This is a genomic window from Tautonia plasticadhaerens (assembly GCF_007752535.1).
Classification (GTDB): domain Bacteria; phylum Planctomycetota; class Planctomycetia; order Isosphaerales; family Isosphaeraceae; genus Tautonia; species Tautonia plasticadhaerens.
The window spans coordinates 7,693,377-7,713,650 of record NZ_CP036426.1; the positions used below are offsets into that span (position 1 = coordinate 7,693,377).

General features: G+C 72.3%; 20 protein-coding genes. 6 read left to right on the top strand and 14 right to left on the bottom strand.

Features of this window, described 5'->3' with window-relative positions; all coding sequences use genetic code 11:
- Positions 1–73: 73 nt before the first annotated feature.
- Positions 74–1,117 carry a diacylglycerol/lipid kinase family protein gene (locus ElP_RS30645; RefSeq protein WP_145276740.1) on the bottom strand — a complete coding sequence of 348 codons (1,044 nt, stop codon included), beginning with the start codon at positions 1,115–1,117 and terminating at the stop codon, positions 74–76.
- Positions 1,118–1,393: 276 nt separating this feature from the next.
- Positions 1,394–1,966 (bottom strand): hypothetical protein, encoded by a 573-nt coding sequence (locus ElP_RS30650; RefSeq protein ID WP_145276742.1) that lies wholly within the window; start codon positions 1,964–1,966, stop codon positions 1,394–1,396.
- A 383-nt stretch (positions 1,967–2,349) separates the two neighbouring features.
- Between ElP_RS30650 and ElP_RS30655 the strand changes: the two genes are divergently transcribed.
- The 3 genes from ElP_RS30655 to ElP_RS30665 all read left to right on the top strand — a co-directional run bounded on the left by ElP_RS30655 (position 2,350) and on the right by ElP_RS30665 (position 5,673).
- On the top strand, positions 2,350–3,372 hold the full coding sequence (locus tag ElP_RS30655; RefSeq protein WP_145276744.1) for an isocitrate/isopropylmalate family dehydrogenase: 1,023 nt from the start codon (positions 2,350–2,352) through the stop codon (positions 3,370–3,372).
- A gap of 107 nt (positions 3,373–3,479) precedes the next feature.
- Positions 3,480–4,955 carry a TrkH family potassium uptake protein gene (locus ElP_RS30660; protein ID WP_197446504.1) on the top strand — a complete coding sequence of 492 codons (1,476 nt, stop codon included), beginning with the start codon at positions 3,480–3,482 and terminating at the stop codon, positions 4,953–4,955.
- Positions 4,956–4,980: 25 nt separating this feature from the next.
- On the top strand, positions 4,981–5,673 hold the full coding sequence (locus ElP_RS30665) for a potassium channel family protein (RefSeq protein ID WP_145276746.1): 693 nt from the start codon (positions 4,981–4,983) through the stop codon (positions 5,671–5,673).
- Between the two features lie 37 nt (positions 5,674–5,710).
- Here ElP_RS30665 and ElP_RS30670 read toward each other — a convergent pair whose 3' ends face one another.
- From ElP_RS30670 to ElP_RS30695, 6 genes are all read right to left on the bottom strand, one after another.
- Positions 5,711–6,196 (bottom strand): gluconokinase, encoded by a 486-nt coding sequence (locus ElP_RS30670; protein ID WP_145276748.1) that lies wholly within the window; start codon positions 6,194–6,196, stop codon positions 5,711–5,713.
- A gap of 33 nt (positions 6,197–6,229) precedes the next feature.
- Entirely contained in the window at positions 6,230–6,619 is a 390-nt protein-coding gene (locus ElP_RS30675) for a hypothetical protein (protein ID WP_145276749.1), read from the bottom strand.
- A 249-nt stretch (positions 6,620–6,868) separates the two neighbouring features.
- Positions 6,869–7,648, bottom strand: coding sequence for a ThuA domain-containing protein (locus ElP_RS30680; protein ID WP_145276751.1), 780 nt, complete (start codon positions 7,646–7,648; stop codon positions 6,869–6,871).
- Between the two features lie 165 nt (positions 7,649–7,813).
- Positions 7,814–9,247, bottom strand: coding sequence for a glycoside hydrolase family 140 protein (locus ElP_RS30685; protein ID WP_145276753.1), 1,434 nt, complete (start codon positions 9,245–9,247; stop codon positions 7,814–7,816).
- A 122-nt stretch (positions 9,248–9,369) separates the two neighbouring features.
- Complete coding sequence (locus ElP_RS30690) at positions 9,370–11,091, bottom strand: serine/threonine-protein kinase (protein WP_145276754.1); 1,722 nt, start codon at positions 11,089–11,091, stop codon at positions 9,370–9,372.
- Positions 11,092–11,133: 42 nt separating this feature from the next.
- On the bottom strand, positions 11,134–11,769 hold the full coding sequence (locus ElP_RS30695) for an ECF-type sigma factor (protein WP_145276756.1): 636 nt from the start codon (positions 11,767–11,769) through the stop codon (positions 11,134–11,136).
- Between the two features lie 269 nt (positions 11,770–12,038).
- On the opposite strand from ElP_RS30695, the gene ElP_RS30700 reads away from it, so the two are divergent.
- The gene (locus ElP_RS30700; RefSeq protein ID WP_145276758.1) at positions 12,039–12,800 is read left to right on the top strand and encodes a lysophospholipid acyltransferase family protein; all 762 of its coding nucleotides are present in this window, start codon (positions 12,039–12,041) and stop codon (positions 12,798–12,800) included.
- A gap of 18 nt (positions 12,801–12,818) precedes the next feature.
- Here ElP_RS30700 and ElP_RS30705 read toward each other — a convergent pair whose 3' ends face one another.
- Entirely contained in the window at positions 12,819–13,520 is a 702-nt protein-coding gene (locus tag ElP_RS30705; protein WP_145276760.1) for a Uma2 family endonuclease, read from the bottom strand.
- A gap of 102 nt (positions 13,521–13,622) precedes the next feature.
- On the opposite strand from ElP_RS30705, the gene ElP_RS30710 reads away from it, so the two are divergent.
- A complete protein-coding gene (locus ElP_RS30710; RefSeq protein WP_145276761.1) occupies positions 13,623–15,143 on the top strand; it encodes a sulfatase family protein in 1,521 nt (506 codons plus the stop codon).
- A 145-nt stretch (positions 15,144–15,288) separates the two neighbouring features.
- Here ElP_RS30710 and ElP_RS30715 read toward each other — a convergent pair whose 3' ends face one another.
- From ElP_RS30715 to ElP_RS30725, 3 genes are all read right to left on the bottom strand, one after another.
- Positions 15,289–15,591, bottom strand: a complete 303-nt coding sequence (locus tag ElP_RS30715) for a hypothetical protein (RefSeq protein WP_145276763.1) — start codon at positions 15,589–15,591, stop codon at positions 15,289–15,291.
- 158 nt (positions 15,592–15,749) lie between these two features.
- Positions 15,750–16,373, bottom strand: coding sequence for a sigma-70 family RNA polymerase sigma factor (locus ElP_RS30720; protein ID WP_145276765.1), 624 nt, complete (start codon positions 16,371–16,373; stop codon positions 15,750–15,752).
- A 60-nt stretch (positions 16,374–16,433) separates the two neighbouring features.
- Positions 16,434–16,796, bottom strand: a complete 363-nt coding sequence (locus tag ElP_RS30725; RefSeq protein WP_145276767.1) for a hypothetical protein — start codon at positions 16,794–16,796, stop codon at positions 16,434–16,436.
- A gap of 442 nt (positions 16,797–17,238) precedes the next feature.
- On the opposite strand from ElP_RS30725, the gene ElP_RS30730 reads away from it, so the two are divergent.
- Positions 17,239–18,441, top strand: coding sequence for an A/G-specific adenine glycosylase (locus ElP_RS30730; protein ID WP_145276768.1), 1,203 nt, complete (start codon positions 17,239–17,241; stop codon positions 18,439–18,441).
- 72 nt (positions 18,442–18,513) lie between these two features.
- Here the strand turns inward: ElP_RS30730 and ElP_RS30735 are convergent, their stop codons facing one another.
- Positions 18,514–19,554, bottom strand: a complete 1,041-nt coding sequence (locus tag ElP_RS30735) for a N(4)-(beta-N-acetylglucosaminyl)-L-asparaginase (RefSeq protein ID WP_145276770.1) — start codon at positions 19,552–19,554, stop codon at positions 18,514–18,516.
- Positions 19,555–19,770: 216 nt separating this feature from the next.
- Positions 19,771–20,256 (bottom strand): hypothetical protein, encoded by a 486-nt coding sequence (locus ElP_RS30740; protein WP_145276773.1) that lies wholly within the window; start codon positions 20,254–20,256, stop codon positions 19,771–19,773.
- Positions 20,257–20,274 lie beyond the last annotated feature (18 nt).

A 20,274-nucleotide genomic window follows, 5' to 3' on the forward strand; every position in this document is an offset into this window, starting at 1 on the left:
CCCCGGCCGCCCGATGGCCAGTCTCCCGGGCAATGCGGGAATCCGCCACCCGCCATCCCGATCCGGTCGGCCCCTACGAGGCCATCAGGGAACGGGCGTAGGTCTCCGGCACGAGCACCGAGGCGGCCCGGGGGAGGACCCGGGAGGTCCAGGGGTCGGGGGCGTCCGGGTCGATCGAGCCGGCGGGGTCGCCGTCGAGCTGGACGGGGACCGGGCCGTCGCTGGAGATCCGGACGCCCCGGACCCGGCGGTGCCAGACGCCGGGACGTTTCAGGTGCAGGCCCCGGAAGACCAGCCAGAGGTAGTGCAGGGCCGCGAACGGGCCCCGGTCGCGGAAGACGACCAGGTCGAGCAGGCCGTCGTCCTCCCGGGCCGTGGGGGCGATCGGCAGGCCGAGGGCGTAGCTCGGCAGGTTGAAGACGAAGGCCATCGCCCCGAGCAATTCCTCGGCGGGCCCGGGGTCCTCGACCCGGACCCTCAGCATCGGGAACCCGTACTCGAAGCTGGCCCGGAGGACCGGCTCGACGTAGGCGACCCGGCTGGTCGGCCGGACCCGGTGGGCCCGGCCGAGGCGGGCGAGGTGGTGCCGGGTCACCACGTCCGCGTCGAAGCCGATGCCGGCCATCAGGGCGAACCGACGCCCCCCGGCCTCGCCGAGATCCAGCGGCAGGGCGAGGCCCGAGGCGACCGTCTCGGCCACCCGCTCCGGCTGCCGGGTCATGCCGAAGTGCCGGGCGAAGAGGTTCTCCGTCCCCGCCGGCAGCACGGTGATCGGCACCCGGGGCCGTTCGTTCAGCAGGGCGGCCACCGTGCCGTCGCCGCCGACGGCCACCAGGCATCGGCACGACGAATCGGGGCCGGCCCGGCGGACCAGCTCGGCCCGGTCGCCCGGCGTCCAGCCCACCCTCGCCCCCAGCCCCCGGCTCCCCAGCGCGTCCACCAGCCGGGAGACCCGGGCCCGGCCGGCCCCGATCCCCGAGTTCGGGTTGGCGACCAGCCCGACCCAGGGGGCGCGGTCGGGGGGGGGCGCCGGGGGATCCCCGGCGTCCCCGGGGGGGACCAGCCGGGGTCCGTCGGGCCCGTCGAAGGGGCGCGGGCCAGCTCCGTCCTCGGCCATCGATCCGGCCCATCGGGTGTCCATCGAGTCGGCGACGCGGGGCGGGCGCGACGAGGCCGGCCGGCTCGGGCCGGTCCCCGGCGAGCTTCGCGCCGCCTTCATCGATCTTACCGGGGCGGCGTCGGTCGCGGAACCGGGGCGGGGATCGGACCGGACCGGACCGGGCGAGGGGGCGGGTCGGAGCCGGGGCGTCGAACGGGCCCCGACCTTGCCGGGCAAGGCGGGGCCCGTCGGATGGGACGACCCGGCGAGGGGACGAGCGAGCCCGGCCCGGGGTCAGTCGGAGCTCTCGGCGTCGGAGGGCTCGGGGCCGGCCCCCCGGGACGCGACGCGATCCAGCAGCTCTTCGTTCTCGGCCAGCAGGGTGGTGAACTGCTGTCGGAGCGACTGGAGGCGGTCCAGCTTCTCGGCGTTCTCGGCGGCCAGCTGCTCGCGACGGGCATTCGCCTCGTCGAGGGAGGCCTGGAGGCGGGCCTGCTCCTGCTCCTTGTCGGCGGTCGCCTGCTGCATCCCGGCGATCAGCCCCTGCTCCTCCTGGAGGCGGAGCTGGAGGCGGAGCTGGGACTCCTGCAGGACGCTGACGCGGTTCTGCAGGTCCTCGAGGGTGATCCGGAGCGACCGGAGCTGGGCGTCGGTGGCCTGGCGGGTCGAGAGGACCTGCTGCTCGATCGAGTAGGCATCGGCCTGGGCCTGGCGGGTCTCCTGCGACACCTGCTCGATCTGCTCGGAGACCGACTCGATGCCCCGGCCCCAGCTCCGGTTGAGCTGGGAGACCATCGCGAGCAGGTAGATCGAGACCAGGGCCATCAGGGTGACCAGGACCGACAGGACTTTCCCGGCGGTGGACATCGGACCTCTCCGTTCGGGTCGATGGGCGACCGGCGCGCAAGAGACGTGATCAGGCTCGTCGCCGACGGCCGGGCCGCGAGGGCCCCCCGAGGTTCGGGGGGCCCCATCGACGCGAGGTTACGAGGGATTATACCCCCGCTTCTCCCGCCGTGCCAAGGCACCCGAAATGCACGCGCGCAGCCCCCGAGCGGACCGACCCGCACGACCGCCCCCTCCCGACCGCCCGGGCCGGCCCGGCGAGGCCGGGGCCCCCGGCGGGCCGACGGTTTGACGCCCCGGCGGGCGCTCCCCTACAATCCCCGGATCACCGACGCTCGGCGTCGCGGCCCGGGGCGTACGCCCGGCGCGACGGCGGGCCGACCCGGCCGGGGAACCGACGAGCGATGCGACCGTCGTACAAGGTGACCGAGCTGCTGGGGGACGGCATCGGCGCCGAGCTCTCCGAGGCCGTGCATGCCCTGGCCGGGGCCCTCCCCGTCGACCTGCAATTCGAGCCCGTCGACCTGACCCTGGAGAACCGGAGGGCCCGCAGGTCGGCGGTCTACGACGAGGCGGTGGCCTCCGTCGAGGCCAACAAGGTCGCGCTGAAGTACCCGACCATCACCGCCGAGGAGAGCCCCAACCAGGTCCTCCGGCGCCGGCTGAATCTGTCGGTCATCCACCGGCCGGTCTACACCATCCCCGGCGTGCCGTCGAACTTCCGGCCCGAGCTGGACGTGGACATCATCCGGATCGCCACCGGGGGCACCTACGACGACCCCGGCCGGAGGATCGGCGACAGCGGGGCCGTCAGCCTGCGGATCGTCGAGCGGCAGCCGGTCCTGGAGGCGGCCCGGTACGCCTTCACCCTGGCGCGGAAGACCGGCAAGAACGTCACCAGCGCGTCGAAGTACACCATCCAGAAGGCCACCGACGGGCTGTTCCAGGAGGTGGCCGAGTCGGTCGCCGCCGAGTACCCCGAGGTGCCGCACCACGCCGAGCTGTTCGACGCCCTGCTGGCCAAGATCATCATGAAGCCGGAGCACTTCCAGGTGGTCCTGGTGCTCAACGAGTACGGCGACTTCCTCTCGGACATGGCCTGCGGCCTGGCCGGGTCGCTGGGGATCGGCGCCAGCGCCAACCTCGCCTTCGACGCCTCGGCGGTGGTCCGGGTCGCCCTCTTCGACGCGGCCCACGGCACGGCGCCGGACATCGCGGGCAGGGGCCTGGCCAACCCGACGGCGATCTTCCTGGCCTTGTCGATGCTGCTGTATCAGGTCGGCGAGATCCGGGTCGGCAAGGCCGTGAAGGACGGCACGCTCGAGTTGCTCCGCCGGGGGGTCCGGACGAAGGACCTGGGAGGCTCCGAGTCGACGAGCAGCTTCACCGGCGCCGTCGCCGCCGAGGTCGCCGGGCGGCTGTGCTGACCCCGGCGTCGCGTCGGGCGTGACGTCCCGACCGCCCCGTCGGCGCGGGCGAAGCCCCGCCCCCCTCCTCCCCCCTGTGCCGGCCCGGTGCCGGAGGATCCCCGCCCGTGAGCCCGGTCAGGCGTCGACGCGTCTACAAGTGGGAGCTGGACTCGGCGGCCAGGACCCGGAGGGCTACCGTCCAGACCGCCTGGGAGCAGATCACGCCCGAGTGGCTGTTCCTCGGCAGCTTCCTCGCCGTGATCCTCATCGGCACGATCGGCCTGCGGTTCGTCCCGTTCTTCTACGCCGACGAGAGGGCGCCGCTGGGCCTCGTCGACGCGCTCTTCACGGCCACCAGCGCCGTCTGCGTGACGGGGCTGATCGTCGTCGACACGGCGACCTACTTCTCGGTCTGGGGGAAGCTCTGGCTGCTGGCGCTGATCCAGGTCGGCGGGCTCGGGATCATCACCTTCACCACGTTCCTGATCGCCGCGATGGGGGGACGGCCTTCGCTGAGGCAGGAGGCGATCACCTCCGGCTCCCGGGAGGCGGTCCAGAACATCAACTACCGGGGGCTGGCCCGGCACGTGATCCTCTTCACGCTGCTCTTCGAGGCCGCCGGCTTCGTCCTGCTCTCGGCGATCTGGGTCCTCCAGTGGGCGCTCAGCGAGGGGGGGACGCTCGGCGGCGACACCCCGGTCGGCTTCTGGGAGGTCCTGGGCCACGCGGCGTTCCACTCGGTCAGCGCCTTCTGCAACGCCGGCTTCTCCACCTTCAGCGACTCGGTGATCCGCTTCCAGAACTGGCCCCTGACCCTGGGGTGCCTGATGTCCCTGATCGTCGTGGGCGGGCTGGGATTCCTGACGCTGGAAGAGCTGTACATGTCGTTCAAGGCCCGGCGGGCGGGGCGCGGCTACCGGATGTCGCTGCACTCCAAGGTCGTGCTGGGGATGACGGCCCTGCTGCTGCTCGGGGCCTGGCCCGCCTTCGCGGCCCTGGAGTGGGGCAACTCGCTCTCCGGCATGCCCGCCTGGGCCAAGCTGGTGAACGCGATGTTCATGGGGGTCACCCCGAGGACGGCCGGCTTCAACAACATCAATTACGTGCAGGCGACCGTCGGGTCGAACTTCCTGACGATCCTGCTCATGTTCATCGGCGGCGCCCCGGGCTCGACGGCCGGCGGCCTGAAGGTGACGACCGTCGCCCTGCCGGCCCTGATGGCCTGGTCCCGGATCCGGGGCCGGCAGGTCACCGGGCTGCTCAAGCGGACGGTGCCCGAGGAGACGATCCAGCGCGCCGTCGGACTGGTCGTGCTCGGCTTCGCCCTGGTCACCGGCTGCATCCTGCTGATCGTCATCAGCGAGGGCAGCTCCCCGGAGCGGTTCCTCGACTACATGTTCGAGGCCGTCAGCGCCTTCGACACCGTCGGCCTGAGCCGGGACACCACCCCCGGCCTGAGCGTCTTCGCCAAGCTCGCCACGATCGTCCTCATGTTCCTCGGCCGCGTCGGCCTGCCGACCGTCGCCTCCGCCCTCACCGTCGCCGCCTACCGGCCGATGGGGGAATTCCGGTACGCCCAGGAAGACGTCGTCATCGGCTGACCCGAAGCAGGAGCCCGAGCCCGCCATGGAGAAGAAGCGATTCGTCGTCGTCGGCCTGGGGAACTTCGGCCACACGCTCGCCACCAAGCTGCACGAGCAGGGGCACGAGGTCGTCGCCGTGGACACCGACGAGAACGCCGTCGACCGCATCGCCCCGTACGTGAACACGGCCGCCGTGGGGGACGGGCGGCAGATCGAGACGCTCAAGCGCCTGGGGGCCGAGAAGGCCGACGTCGGCGTCGTCTCCACCGGCGACGACATCACGGCCAGCATCCTGGCCACGATGTCCCTGAAGGACCTGAAGGTCGAGGACATCTTCGTCAAGGTGATCTCGATCAACCACGCCCGGGTCATGGACAAGATCGGCGTCACCGAGTCGATCTTCCCCGAACGCGAGAGCGCCCTGCGGCTGGCCGCCCGGATCGCCAGCAAGGGCATCCTCAACTACATCCGCATGGGGACCTCCCTGAGCATCCAGGAGCTGGCCGTTCCGACCACCTGGATCGGCCGATCCCTCCGGGAGCTGGAGCTGCCCCGGCGCTACCGGATCTCCGTCATCGCCCTGCACGACATGCTCCGGGACGAGATGATCCCGATCCCCGACCCCGACGCCCCCCTGAAGGACTCCGACACCATCCTCATCGCCGGCAAGGACGACGACCTCGCCAAGGTCGAGCAGGAGAGCGACGACGACGGCCTGCCCAAGGGCCGACGCTGATCGGGGCCGACCCGGCCGAGCGCACTTGCTCCCAGGCTCACAGGTCGAGCGCCCGACAAATCTCCCCGGCGATCTCCCCCGGGGTCCCGCTGATGTCCACCCGGATCGCGTCCTCGGGGGGTTCGAGCAGCTCGAGCTGGCTCTCCAGCAGGTCCGGGTTCATGAAGTGGCCCTCCCGGGCGGCGAGCCGATCGGCGATCAGCTCCTCGGGGCCGCAGAGGCAGACGTAGCGCACGTCGGCCAGGTCGTGCTTGAGGTAGTCCTGATACGAGTGCTTCAGCGCCGAGCAGGCGAGCACGATGTCCTCCCCCCGCTCGTAGGTCCGGTCGATCAGTTCGGCCAGGGCCTCGAGCCAGGGCCGGCGGTCGTCGTCGTCGAGCGGGATCCCCCGGTGCATCTTCTCGATGTTCGCCTCGGGGTGGTAGGCGTCGGCGTCGTGGAAGGGCCAGCCGAGCCGGTCGGCCAGGACCTCGCCGACCGTCGTCTTGCCCGAGCCGGACACCCCCATCAGCACGATGATCACGCGACGCCCCCCTGCGTTTCATCCGAATTCGAGTCAATCCTCATCCGGCGCCGGCCCCGGCCCCTCCGCCGTCCCCCCGGCGAGCCTCCGGAGCATCCGGCCCTGCTTCCGGGGCAGGCGGACGCGGCCGAACTCGGGCATCCTCGGCTCGAAGAGCGGCCAGGTCAGGACCGTGAGGCAGGCGTCCTTCTGGAGGATCGCCACCAGCATCTTCCCCCGATGCAATCCCAGGACCGCGACCGCCCCGTTCTCGGGATTGCGCCCCAGCCTCCTGGTCCGGGACAGCACGGCCCGCAGGGCCGGATCGGCGTCCGGCTCCGGCACGTGGAACCGCTCGACGAAGCGTTCGAGGGCGTGCCTCGTGAGCCGGACCCCGCTGTAGTCGCGCTGGCCCTTGGGGGGGGGCGAAGGGGCATCGCTCATGCCGTTGGTCCTTCGCTGGAGGCGGCCGGAGGGGCACGGAGGGGAACCGGAGGATGGCGGATGGCGGATGCGATCGGGGCATCCGACGTCCGCCATGGATTCACGCGGAATCGCCCGGATCCGTCACCTTCGGGTGGCCGGGGTCTCGTCCGCGAGACCCCGGTTGACGAGGCCACCGGGCCGGGGTCTCGCGGACGAGACCCCAGCCACCCCGGCCATCCGAAGGCATGCCTTCCGGCCAATGCAGCATCACTCCCCGGAGGAGACCTCCCCGGTGGCGGCCCACTCGACGCCCCTTCGCATCCACTCCTGGAACTGGGGGTCGGCGATGGCGGCGGCGTCGTGGCCGAGGGCGTTGTTGTAGACCCGGCCCTCGCCGTAGGTGTTCACCCAGATGACGGCCTCGTCCTTGCCGGTCCCCCGGGGGAGGTCCGGGTCGGAGTAGGCGGTGGCGAGGACGACGTTGCCGTCGACCATCATCGAGTTCTGGTACAGCTCGTCGACCTCGTGGGCGAACTCATCGGGGAGGCCGGCGGAGATGGGGTGCTCGGCCGGGGTCTTCTTCACGGTGAAGGCGTGCTTCGGGCCGTGGAAGCCCTGGGTCCGCCAGCCCCCGGCGATCATCCGCTCATACTCCTCCCAGTTCGGGTCGGCGAAGGCGCTGGAGGCGAAGTGGTAGACGACCAGACCGGTGCCGCCCTCGACGGCGTCGAGCAGCGCCTGCTTGTTCTCGTCGGTCCAGACGGTGCCCGAGGGGGCGGCGTCCGTCTGCCGGTAGTTCAGCAGGAGGACGTCGTACTTGCCGAGGTTCTCCTCGGTGAGGTCCTCCGCCGGCGTGGCGGTCACGTCGACGTTGATGCGTCCGCCTTCCTCCAGGAAGCCCTCGAGGATGCGGGTGGTCTCCTTCCAGTCGTGGCCCCGGTGGTCTCCGGTGATGATCAGGCAGTCGATCTTCTCGTCCTGGGCGAGGGCGGGCGAGGCGGCCAGGGCGAGCAGGCCGAGGCAGGAGAGGGCGATTCGTCGGGTCATGGGCGTCGACTCCCGGTTGGTCTCGTCTCGTCTGGATCGACCGGGGGCCGGGCCTCCTCTCCCCCGGCCGACCCCCGGCCGACGGCGGGCCGCCCCCCCGATCGTCGCGCCCCAGCCTACCGCCCCGATCCCCCGACCGCGACGGGGAGGCGGCGATCGGGCCGGTCAGTCGGCCTTCGACCCCGGGGGGGGGAAGCCCTGCGAGTCGTCGTCGAGCACGAGGATCCAGTCGAGCGCCTCCCCCGGGCTCGGGGGCAGGAACTCCCGCTCCCCCTCGCTCGGGAAGGTGCCGATCTCGGTCGCCGCTCCGGTCCGGGGGTCGTACCACCAGGCCCGGGCCGTGTCGCCGGAGAGGGCGTCCATGCGGACCCGGAAGGCCCGGCCGAGCGGGGCGTAGACCATCGCGTATCGCCCCTGGGCGTCCCGGGTGGCGACGTACCGGTAGCGGCCGGCGCCGGGGACGGCGCTGGTCACCGCGTCGGGCACGATGATCGAGTCGTCCGGGATCCGGGACAGGGAGGGGCGGGACTCGATCAGCCATCGGCCGTATTGCATCTGACCGGCGCCGGGCTGGTCGATCGCCTCGTGCCAGGGCATCAGCGGCCGGTTGATCGGCTCCCGGCCCTCGTCCCACATCTGCCAGACGGAGTGGTGGCCGTACGTATGGCCGAAGGCCCCCGAGAACAGGTCCCAGTAGAGCGGCCTCCGGACGTCGGCGGCGGTGGAATGCCCCTGCTCGTCCGGCTTGAAGTCGATGGGGTGGTCCTCGTAGATGGGCTCGCCGTCAACCACCGGCTTGACGGGGGAGCGGTCGTAGTCGGCCCGGGTCTGGGCGTACCGGGGGGCGAACTCGACGACGTGGCCGTTCTGCCTCATGTTGAAGTCGAGCCAGTCGTCGTCGTGGAACCACTGCGACGAGCCCTGGCCGCCGGTCGGGTGGAAGGTCATCGGGTGGGCGCCGCCGTCCCCCTCGGCGAGCCCCCGGGCCATGGCCCGGATGACCTCGGCGTGCCCGTCGGACTCGATCGGCCGGTCGCCCCCGAGGATCCAGACGAGCTTCGCGTCCTTGTAGCGCTCGCCGAGCCACCGGCCGAACGCCTCGGCATTCGTCGGGTCGAAGACCTCCGGGCCGACGCCCCACTTCTTGTTCCACTTGTCTCCCCAGGTCGGCAGGAACCCGACGACGAGGCCGAGGCGGTTGGCCTCCCCGACGACGAAGTCGACGTGGTCCCAGTAGTCGTCCTCGGGGCCGTCTCCCACGTCGGGGCGGGCCGGGTCGTGGTCGACCAAGGGGCGATGGCCGTAGGGATTGGGCGTGTCCAGGCCGTCGAGTTCGGCCAGGGCGACCGCCTGGATGACGGTGAAGCCCTTGTCGGCCCGGTCTTGCAGGTAGCGCCGGGCCTGCTCCCGGTCGAGCCGGTGGAACAGCTCCCAGGCCGTGTCCCCCAGCCAGAAGAACGGCGAGCCGTCGTCGGTGACGAGGAAGCGGCCCTCGTCGCCGACCCCCAGATCCGGGGCCTGGGCCGTCGACCGGCCGGCGGCCCCCGAGAGCAGGACGACGGCCAGGGCCGCGGATCGGACGATTGCGATCGGTTGCATCGGACCCCCTCGGTTGCTTCGCCTCGGGATCGAGGCCCCGGCGAGACGGGCCGGGCCCCCCCGGCGGCCCATTCTGGCCGACCCGGGCCGGGCCGGCCAGGGCCCGGCCGTCGGTCGGTCAGTCAGCCTCGGTCCGGCCGGTGCTCGTAGAACCGGCTCAGGGACCAGAGCCGGCGGACCTGGCTCGACACGACCATCGCGGTCACCATCAGCGAGACGACGACGATGTTCAGGTAGTAATTGCGCTCGAATCCGTGGGTGAGGACCGACTCGACCCAGAGCGTGGCGTAGCCGTAGGCCGCCAGCCCGGCGGTCAGCCAGACCAGCCGCTCGCGGGACCAGAGCCCCGAGGCGGCCACCAGCATCGGGTAGCCGATGACCAGGACGCTGCTGGCGGCGTCGATCTGGCGGAGCACCAGGGTCAAGGCGATCACGTCCACGGCGATCCAGGCCGGCCAGACCCGCGCGGGCCGGGCCGACCTCGCCGAGGCGAACCGAAGCACGACCACCGCGACGAGCCAGAGCAGCTCCGCCCCGGTGACCCGGACGTGGACGTCGAGCTTGCGGATCCCCGGCGCGTGGGCGAGGTAGTTGAACTGCGTCAGGGCCGTGATCGCCCCCAGGGCCACCAGGCGGTAGGCGAACTCGGGCTCCCGGCGGGACCAGCGCCGGAGGCGGCCGACCAGGCCGGTGCGTCGGGCGTCGACCGGCTCGTCCCGGAGGAATCGGCCGAGGTCCTCGGCCAGCTCCTCGGCCGAGGCGTAGCGGCGGTCGGGGTCCTTCTCCAGGCACTTCAGGCAGATCCGCTCCAGGTCCCGGGGGACCTTCGGGTTGGCCCGGGTCGGGGGCTCGGGCTCGCGTTCGTTGACCTGGACGAGGGTCTCCATCGGCGAGTCGGCCCGGAACGGCGGGCGGCCGGCGAGCATGGCGTAGAGCACGGCCCCCAGGCCGTAGACGTCCGTCCGGGCGTCGACCGGGCCCCCCCGGGCCTGCTCCGGGGCCATGTATTCGAGCGTGCCGACGATCCCCCCGCTGATCGTCGGCCCCTCCTCCGACCCGGGCCCGACCCGCTTGACCAGGCCGAAGTCGGTGACGAACGGCTCCCGGGACTCCGGGGGGTCCGCCGGGTCGCCGTCGAGCAGGATGTTGCCCGGCTTCAGGTCCCGGTGGACGAACCCGTGCGCGTGGGCGTGGCCGACCGCCCTCGACACCTTCACCAGCAGCACCGCCGCCGCCCGGGGGTCGGCCCGGAGCGTCGGCAGGACCCGGGAGAGGCTGACCCCCTCGATCAATTCCATGCTGAAGTAATGCAGCCCCTGCCAGCAGCCGACCTCGAAGATCCGGACGATGTGCGGGTGCCTCAGCCCGGCCGCCGCCTCGGCCTCGATCCGGAAGCGGCGGGCCTCGGCCTCGGTCGCCAGGCGGCCGGACCGCATCACCTTCAGCGCCACCAGCCGGTTGAGGCTCCCCTGCCTCGCCCGGTAGACCACCCCCATGCCGCCCCGGCCCAGCTCCCCCATCAGCTCGTACCCGGCGATCGCCCCCGGCTCGGCGCCGCAGAAGACGGCGGAGACGACCCCGGGCTGGTCGGGGAACCGGTCGAGGTATTCGGGGGGTTCGGGCCGCTCTCCCCGGTCCCGGCGCAGCTCCAGTTCCAGGGCGATCAGCTCCCGGAGCAGCACCGGGCGTTCCGGGGCGGCCCCCCCGGGCAGGAAGTCCTCGATCCGGGGCCGGGGCCCGGCGTCCCAGGCGACCTCGAACCGCTCGCAGGCGTCGTTGACGAAGCGGGCCCGGTCAAGCGACAGGGTCTCCTCGATCGGCTCCGTGGTCCCCGGCTCAGACATCGCCAGCGTCCCTCGTGCTCCGGAGATGGCCGGGCCCCCCGCTCACTCCTCGCCCTCGCCCTCGTCCGCCGACCAGATCTTGCGGATCAGGTCGAGCCGGCGGGCCACCGTGCGGCGGGCGCAGCCGAGCCGGTCGGCGATCTCGTCGTTGGTCAACCCTTCGAGCCGCCAGACGGCCACGCGGCGGAGGTCGTCGTCGCCGAGGGCTTCGAGCAGGCGTTCGTATTCCTCGGCGACCATCGCGGCGAACTCGGGGGTCGGCTCGGGCCCGGCCAGTCGCTCCAGGTCCAGGCCGTCGGCCTCCTGCGCGGCGGGGGCCTCGACGCGGTGGAGGTCGCCGCCGCGCTTCCGGGCGCGTCGGCGCTGGGCCTGGGCCCCGGCCTTGCGGGCCGTGATGACGACGAGCAGGCGCCAGAGATCCTCCCGGTCGCCCAGCAGGGGGAAGCGGCCCCGGGCGGCCCCGGCGCAGAAGCTGTCGAAGGCGCTCAGCGCGGCGTCCTCCTCGTCCTCGTCCCCGCCCCGTCGGCGGCCGGCGACGAGCTTCTGCCTCGCCAGCCGGACGAGCCGCTCGAAGTAGCGTTCCCACAGGGGCTGGGCCGCGTCGGGGTCTCCGGCCTTGAGCTGGCCGATCCACCGGGTGACCGAGCCGCCCTCGTCGCCAGGGTCGTCCGATGCCATGCCGAGGCCCCCGATCGTCTCCCACACCGGCCACACCAGACCACATCGGATCGGGTCGGGTCGGATCGGACCGATCCGGGCGTGCATTCTAGCCGGTCGGGGGGGGCCGTCCTAGCCTCCGGTCGGCCCTCCGGCCGGGGCCCGGGGAGGGCCTGGCACTGCAAGACGGCCGAGTCTCAGGATAGAGTATCCATTCGAACCCACCGGGCCCCGGGCCCGAGGATTCCCCGGCCGACGCCGGTTTTGAGAGAGACGGGAGCCGACCGCCGATGAGCGTCGCCGAAGTGCCTAAGTCGTACGTTTCGCCCTGGCTGATCCGCTTCTTCTGGCCGATCCACTGGGCCGTGATGAAGTTTCACTTCAAGGTCCGCATCCATCACGCCGACCGCCTCCCCTCCCGGGGGCCGGTGATCCTCGCCCCGACGCACCGGACGAGGTGGGATACCCTGATGCTCTACGAGGCGATCCGAAAGGCCCCGAGGTTCCGGATGCTCCGATTCCTGACCTCGCACAACGAGGTCGCCCGGGGGGTCCAGGGCTGGTTCGTCCGCCGCCTGGGGGCCTTCCCGATCAACACCGACCGGCCGACCCCCGGCGCCCTGAAGCACTGCCGGGAGATCCTCCAGTCGGGCCACGCCCTGGTCATCTTCCCCGAGGGGAACATCTACCGCCTGCCCCCCGGCGAGGTCCACACGCTGAAGCCCGGCACCGCCTGGCTCTCCCTGCTGGTCCAGCGGGACCTGGGGGACGACCCCCTGACGATCGTCCCGATCCGCCTGACCTACTCCGACCGCTTCCTCGCCCGGGGCTCGACGGCCGACGTGGAGGTCCTCCCCCCCCTTCTCGTCCCCGACTACGCCGGCCGCCCCCGCAAGGAGGCCATCGCCGCGCTGACCGCCGACCTCCAGGCCGCGCTCGGCGACCGGGTCAACGACGCCCCCCGCCCCGTGGTCGACGCGATCGCCCGGGGAGAGGCCCCGCCCTCGATGGCCGGCTCCCCCGGCCCCGACGGCCGGCACGACGCCGCCTGAGCCGTCGACGATCGCCGGTCAGGGCGCCCGCCCCCCGGCGTCGAGCCGGGGGACGAGCGTCTCCCGGACCCAGTCTCGAAGCTCGATCGCCCAGCGAAGCTCCCCGTCGGGGGCGTCCCGGTAGACGCGGTCGGCGATCTCCTCCGCCGACAGGAACGGGAATCCGACCGATCGCCCGACCTCGCGATAGCGACGCCCTCGGCCGGGCCGATCCGGGGCCAGGATCTGGAATCGTCGCTCGGTGGCGACCCAGACCTCCGGCACTCCCAGGCGCCGATAGACCTCGATCGCCCGGGTCACGTCGTGGCTGTAGACGACCTCGACGGCCAGGTCGGGCGGCGGGTCGGCCCGCAGGTCGACCTCCCGCTTCCCCCGGATCGTCGGCTCGTTGGCGAGGTAATAGGTGTGGTCTCCCTCCACGCCCCCTCGTCGGCTCCGCCGCTTCCAGGTCGTCGAGGCCGTCGGGCGATACGGGATCCCGCACCCGACGGCGACCTCGTGGACCAGGCGATTGAGCCGCTCCTTGCGCTCCTCGTGCGGGAGGGAGGGGGTCATCAGCAGCAGGCTCCCGTCGAGGTAGACCATCCTCGGGACGCCCGAATCGCCCCGCTGGCGGAGGAGCCGGAGGTAGAAGGGCCAGTCGACCGGGGTCGGCCATTCGTACCACTCGTCGACGAGCGGCGCCTCGATCTCCCGGGTGCGATCGGAGACGCTCATCATCAGATCTCCCTCGCGGCCGAATCCTCGCCCGTCCCCGCCCGATCGATTCTACCCGACGTCCCCCCGTCGCCCAACGCCGGCCCCGAGGCTACAATCGGGGGCATGAACGTCATCGTCATCGCCTGCAACGGCCTGCACCTGGGATTCCTCGGCCCGTACGGGAACCCCTGGATCGAGACGCCCAACCTCGACCGATTGGCGAGCGAGGGGGTCGTCTTCGACCACCACTACCCCGAGAACCTGACCACCCTGCCGACCCGGCGGAGCTGGTGGACCGGCCGCTACGGCTTCCACGACCCCGACCAGGGCTGGACCCCCCTGCGCCCCGACGAGCCGATCCTGCCGGACCTGCTCTACGACCGGGGGGTCCGGTCGGCCCTCATCTCCGACGTCCCGATGCTCCGGCAGGCCGGGCACGGCTTCGGCAGGGGGTTCGACGAGGTCGTCTGGATCCGGGGGCAGGGCTACGACCCCTACATCCTCCCGGATGACCCCCGGGCCTCGGGCGTCTCGCTCGACGACGAGCCCGGCCTGAGGCTGCCCCCCGAGGACGACCCCGACCGGGAGCTCTGGACCCTCCGCTGGGAGCAGTACCTCCGCAACCGGGCCGCCCTGGGGCTCGACACCGAGGAGAACGCCGGATCCGGCCGGGCCGTCCGGGCGGCGATCGACTGGCTGGAACGGTCGCAGGACGAGCCGGGGCCCTTCGCCCTCTGGCTCGACCTGTTCGGCCCCCACGGCCCCTGGGATCCCCCCGCCGCCGACCGGGACCGCTACGTCAGCGTCGAGCCCGACGACTTCGAGGCCGGCGAGGAAGGGGACCTCGACGAGCCCGACGACGAGGAGGGGAGGGAGGCCGAGGCCGAGGACCTGTTCGTCGAGGACGTCCCCGTCCTGATCGACGTGCCGCCGGGCCCGGTCGGCGACGTGATCTCCGAGGAGGAACTGTTCCGGCTCCGACGCACCTACGCCGGGTCCGTCACCGCGCTGGACCGCCAGATCGGCCACCTGTTCGACGCCCTCCGACGCCTCGGCCGCCTGGACGACACGCTCGTCGTCTTCACCTCCGACCAGGGGGAGCCGCTCGGCGAGCACGGCTTCGTCCGACGCTTCCGGCCCTGGCTGCACGAGGAGCTGGTGCACACCCCCCTGATCGTCCGCCTGCCCGGCGCCGAGCACGGGGGCAAGCGGCACCAGGCGATCGTCCAGTCGGTCGACCTGCTGCCGACGATCCTCTCGGCCCTCGACCCCGGCGCCCCGGCGGCCGACCCCGACCGCCCCGCTCCCCACGGCCGGGACCTGCTCGAACTGATCCGGGGCAAGGCCACCAAGTTCCGGGACTTCGCCTGCATGGGCATGGACGTGGAGGAGTTCGCGCTCCGGACCCACTACTGGCACCTCGTCGTGCCGATCGAGGCCGACCCCGACGACCCCCCCCGGTCCGTCGAGCTGTACCGCAAGCCCGAGGACCGCTGGGAGCAGAACGACGAGGCCGCCCGCCACCCCGACCTGATCGAGCACCTCGAGCTCGTCCTGCGCCGCTTCGTCGCCGCCGTCGAGCGCGACGACCTCTCCCAGGCCCTCCCCCTCCGGGAGCTGGCCCTCTTCCCCCCCCAGGTCTGATCCCAAGCGGGGCCGGGCGGCCGACTTCCCCCGACCCGGGGCCCGGCCCCTCGCGCGACGCGAAGGGCCCCCGAGTCCTCCCGGGGTCGGGGGTGACTCGGGGGCCTCGGAGATACGGTCGGGTTGCCCGGCGATCGAGCCGGGGTCAATCCGGCTGGGGAACGAGCAGGGCCGGGACGGCCCCGGACTCCGGCTCGACCTCGACGACCGCCTCGGCGACGATCGGGGCCGGGGGGGCGAGGTCGCCCGCGGCGGCCGGCCTCGGCGTGGTCACCCGGCGCTCGGGGCGGCGGATCTCGAAGTTGCGGGCCGAGTCGTCGAAGGCGAGGTTGGCGCGGCTCGCCGAGCCGGCGACGGCCTGGATGTCGTAGACCCGCAGCCGGATCACGTCTCCGGAGCGATGGATGATCTCGATCCACTGACCTTCTTTGCGCTTGAGGACGAGCATCGTTTCTTCCTTCTCGTTGATTCGTTCGGTGCCAGTTCGTGGATGCCAGGTGCGGAGGCGTTCGTTCGATTGTTCAATCGCTCGGATCAATCATTCAACACGGACGCAGATTTCGACGTTCGGACTTCAGCAGGGGCGGTGGGGTCGGGCAGGGCTGGTCAGGCGCTGAGGGCGCGCCGGGGGCGGCCCCGGCGTCGGGGGGCGGGGGGCAGCGGGCGGGTGCCCGGGGCCCAGGTGCCGCCGAGCATGGCGAGCGCCTCGAGGTGGATGTAGGTGATCCTCGAGGGGGAGAAGCCGAGGCATCGGGCGACCTCGGCGTGGGTGCTCCCCTGGACGTAGATCAGGCGGCAGACCTCGGCGTGCTGCCTCGGCAGCTTGCGGAGCCAGCCCTCGACCGCCTCGGCCGCCTCCAGCTCGTCGCCGACCCGGTGGCGGGCGACGGCCATCTCCTCGACCAGCGGCAGGCTCGCCGGCAGGCCGTCGGCGCCGCAGTGGCACTCGTGCTTGGCCCGGGAGAGGTGCTCGCGGCGGGTGTCCTGCAGGCCCCCCCAGATGCGCTGGCGGGCGAAGGTGGAGAACTTCACCTCACGCTCGGGCTCGAACGCCCGGGCCGCCTCGACCAGGGCGAGGCAGGCGGCCGACTCGAACTCCTCCCAGATGTCCGGCAATTGTTCCTTGAACGGCTTGGCCAGCGACCTCGCCATGGGCAGGTACTTGACCGCCAGCCGCTGCTGATCCTCCGTCAGCGGCTCTCGCTCCTTGCGCGTCTGCTCCGGGTGCACGGCGTCTCTCCGATGGGTGTTCGCCCCAAGATGTCATCCCAAGATTCACGCATTTTGTCTTTAATTTAATTCGATCTGATCGACGCCCGCCGGCGGGCGGCCCAGCAGGGCCCTCGCCTCGACGCGGTTGGCCCTCAGGTGTGCCAGCACGGCCGATCGCCTCAGCCGCGCCCGCTCCAACTGCGCCATCGCCAGGGCGGCGTTGCACCCCGGCTCCCCCAGGTACGCCCAGGCCCGTCGGCACTGGCCTCGCACCCGATCCAGCTCCGCGAGGAGCCGTTCGTTCTCCCGGACCAGGCGGACCAGCCGCCCGAACTCGTCCCCGGTGGATTGCCCGGCCCGCCCCTCGCCATCGAGGACGTCGCCGTGCCCTGCCCCCTCGGCCGCGAGGCCGACGAAGCCGTCGAATGATGTGATCGCCATCTTGGTGTGTTCCGATGAGCTCGGTTGCCAGCTTCGGCAATTCTCGCGGGTCGCGTCGGCCGCCTCTGCGCTCATCATCGAGTTCGCATCGACCTCACGCCCGCACGCTCACCTCCTTGCACTTTTAGTATGAACCGGGATTCCGGACCGTCAAGGAAAACTTTGCCGATTAGGAGCTTTTTTTGTCCGATCAACGATCCGATATCCCAACTTGGCGTCCTTCTGCGGCCATCATCGCCTTGTTTTTCCTTGCATGAGGAGATCTACGACGCCCCTCGGCGGAAGTCTCCGCGGGATCGAAAAAATCCGGATGATCCGTCGCAATCGCCCCGACCCCGGGGGCGGGCACCCCGCCAGGCCCCCTGGTGGGGTGGGGGTGGATACAATGTCCCGGGGCCGACCCGGTCGGGGCGGCCGGCCGGGGTTCCGGAGGCGAGGGGCGATGGGGAGACGGAGCGGGGCAGGCGGCCCGGGGAGTCGGCCGGGGGGCCCGGGGCCCTCGGGGCCGGACCTCGACCCGGGCTGGGTCGATCGGGCCCGGCGGGCCATGCTCCTCTGGTTCGACCGCGAGGGGAGGGCCGGGCTCCCCTGGAGGCTCGACCGGGACCCGTACAAGGTGCTCGTCGCCGAGGTCATGCTCGTGCAGACGACCGTGACCGCGGTCGGGCCCTTCTTCTCCCGGTTCGTCGCCCGGTTCCCGACGGCCGAGGCGCTCGCCTCGGCCGACGAGGCCGACGTGCTCAAGGCCTGGGAGGGCCTGGGCTACTACCGGAGGGCCCGGCTGCTCCAGGCCGCCGCCCGGGCCCTCGTCGAGCGACACGGGGGCCGGGTCCCCGAGGACCCCGGGGCGATCCGGGCCCTCCCCGGGGTCGGCCGCTACATCGCCGGGGCCGTCTCCTCGATCGCCTTCGACCTGCCCGAGCCGATCCTGGAAGCGAACACCCAGCGCGTCCTGGCCCGATGGCTCTCCTGGCCGGAGGACGTCCGATCGACCCGGTCCCAGGCCAGGCTCTGGGAGGCCGCCGCCCGGCTCGTCCCCCCCGAGGGGGCCGGCCGGTTCAACCAGGCGATGATGGACCTCGGGGCGACCATCTGCACCCCCCGGGCCCCGCGCTGCCTGGCCTGCCCCGCGGCCGACCTCTGCCTCGCCCGACGGGAGGGGCTCCAGGACGACCTGCCCCGGCGGTCGACCCCCACCCCCCCCCTGGAGGTCTCCGAGGACTGCGTCCTCGCCCTCGACGGCCTCGGCCGGCTGCTCGTCGTCCGGCGCTCCCCCGGCCGCCTCTGGGAGCACTTCTACGAGTTCCCGACCGTCCACCTCTCGGGCGCCGACCCCGCCGGACGGGGGCCCGGGGGCGGCGACCCGGAGGATCTCGGCCCTCGCCTCCGGGAGCTGACCGGCGTCTCCCTCCGGATCGGCCCGGTCGTCCGGGCGATCCGGTACGGGGTGACGAAGCACCGGGTCACCCTGGGGGCCCGGGTCGCCTCCCCGGTCGGGGGCGAGCCGAGGCCCGGCCCCGGCCTCTCGGCCGTCGAATGGCTGTCCCCGGAGGCGCTCGACGGGCTCCCCCGCACTGGGGCCACCCGTCGCCTCTCGGCCTGGGCCGCCGCAAACCCCGAGGCCCTCCAGCTCCCGACTCCCTGACCCGGGGCCACCTCGGACTGCGTCCCCGACCCCTCCTCGGGGCCCGAGGAGAGGTCGGGGACGGTGGCCGGATCACTCGAAGATCGGGACGCAGTCGACCATCTTCGCCTCGTTGCCGTCGTGGACGGCCATGCTCGCCCCGCCGACCATGTTGGCGCCGGCGTACTGGCCGTCCTTGGAGACGGCGTAGAAGGTCACCCCGTAGTTCGGCCGGCCGCCCTCCCCGCGGTACCGGGGGTTGCGGCTGGTGACGTCGGCGATGTGCTTCAGGGCGGCGACCAGGGCGTCCTTGACCTGCTTGCCCCGGCGCATCTCGTCGACGATCAGGTAGCTGGCGCAGTTGAGCAGGTTGATCTCCCCCAGGCCGGTCGAGCCGCAGGAGCCGACCGCGTTGTCCAGGTAGAGGCCGGCCCCCAGGATCGGGGAGTCCCCCACCCGGCCCGGGATCTTCATCCCCCAGCCGGAGGTGGTGGTCACGCAGCCGAGGTCGCCGTGCGTGTCCAGCGCCGAGACGTGGATCGTGCCCGTGGTCAGGTCGGTCGCCTCGGCCCGGATGTTGGCGGCCACCTCCTCGGGGGGCGCGGGGACCCAGTAGCCCCCCTGCTGCTCCTTGGCCCTGAGCCAGATCTGCCGGGCCTCGTCGGTGAGGAGGTTTTCCTCCTTGAAGCCGTGGGCCAGGGCGAACCGCTTGGCCCCCTCGCCGACGAGCAGGACGTGCTTGGTGCGCCGCATCACCAGCCGGGCGACGGCGGCCGGGTGCATGATGTCCCGGATCGAGGCCACGGCCCCGGCCGAGTGGGTCGGGCCGTGCATGACGGCCGAGTCCAGCTCGACCACGCCGTCCTCGTTCGGCACGCCGCCGTAGCCGACCGAGTGGTCGTTGGGATCCGCCTCGACGTGGGCGACCAGCTCGATGGCCGCGTCCAGCGGGTCGGCGCCGCCCCGGATCGACTCCATCGCCTCGTCGAGGTAGGGGAAGCCGTTGCCGCTGGCGACGATCACGGGGGACTTCGCCCCGGCCGGCTTCTGGGGCATGGCGCCGATCGCCAGGGGGGAGAGCCCGGCGGCGGCGGTCGCGGTCAGGAACGATCGGCGGTTCAGTCCGTCGGTCATGGGGGGCTCCGTGGGAGGCTCTGCCCTCGGGGCGGAGGGAGACGAGGACACGGGGATGGGGACGCCGGGCACCGTGGTGCGGGCCGGGGCGTTCGGGGGCGAGGGGAGGGCCCGAGGATCGGGTCGATCCTTCGGGACCGGACGGCCCCTCCGCGTCAGTGGGGGCGACCGATCGCCCCGGCCGATCGACCGAGGCCCGACCGCCGGCCGTCCCGGTCAATCATCGACGCCCCGCTCCCCGGCGTAGGAGACGACGAACCGGGCCTGCGAGTCGGACGCGCGGAGGATTTCGATCTCCTGCCCGTCCTCGGTCTTGACCGTGTCTCGCTCCACCGCGGGGAGGACGATCAGCTCGATCAGGAGGTCGCCGATCACCCGGGCCGAGACCGACTTCTCGATCGCCGGGCCGTCGCCGATCGAGAAGGCGAGGGTCGCCTCGAACTCCCCGGTCTCGGGGTAGATCGGGCTGCCGACCGAGCCGTAGGGCTCGATCCGGGCCAGCTCGAGTTCGCCGCCCGGATAGGTGAAGACGACGTCGTTGATCGGTTCGGGGATCTCGTTGATCAGCAGGACCGAGGCGGCGTAGGAGCCGGGCAGCCTCAGGATGCCCTGGGAGAACCCGACCCCGGCCAGGATCACCAGGAGCAAGGACAGCAGGATGAGCATCCGATAGGACTTCGGACGCGAGTCGGCATCGGCCATCGAGGCGTTCCTCTCGAA